This window comes from Bacillus badius NBRC 15713 (assembly GCF_001591605.1).
Taxonomy (GTDB): domain Bacteria; phylum Bacillota; class Bacilli; order Bacillales; family Domibacillaceae; genus Pseudobacillus; species Pseudobacillus badius.
Map to the genome: position 1 here is coordinate 1 of NZ_BCVF01000110.1, position 695 is coordinate 695.

General features: G+C 43.5%; 1 pseudogene. It reads right to left on the reverse strand.

Annotated features, from left to right (window positions below):
- Positions 1-695: pseudogene (locus tag BBA02S_RS20915) on the reverse strand (IS3 family transposase); the annotation flags it as partial.

Here is a 695-nt window from a genome sequence, read left to right on the forward strand (position 1 = left end):
GGATGTCTCGCAGATCACCTTGAATGGAGGAAAAAGCACGTGCGACAAGATTGGCATCTTTGTTTGGTCCTGTGCTAAAGCCAATGATTTCGCGGTTAAAGAGATCGACAAAGATACATACGTAATGCCATTTATTTTTGACTCTGACGTATGTTAAATCACTGACCACAACTTTTTTCGCTTCCGTCTGCTGAAACTCACGTTTCAATTCATTTGCCTGAGCTGACTCATTACATGGGGCTTTCTGTGGTTTGAACTGTGACACCGTATAGGAAGAAACAAGTCCTTGTTCCTTCATGATACGTCCAATACGCCGCCTGGAGACCGTGAATCCACGTTTGTGTAACTCGACTTTGATCTTGCGCGTGCCGTAGGCACTTCGATTTTGTTCAAAAACCTCTATGATAGCGCATGTTACGTCGTCTTCTCTCTGATGTTCTTTGGCCTCATAATAGTACGTACTACGTGAGATTTGCAGGACGCTGCACATTGCTGATACTGAGTATTTGTCTTTGTTTCGCTTAATGACATTTACTTTCGTCCCATGATCAGCGCGGCTTGCTTTAAAATATCATTTTCCATCCTCAACTGCTTCAGTTCCTTACGAAGTTCTAAAAGCTCCTGTTGTTCAGCCGTCCGGTTATCTTTCTCTTTAAAAGAACCGGAGGTTTCATCTTGGTGAATCCAGCGGTCAA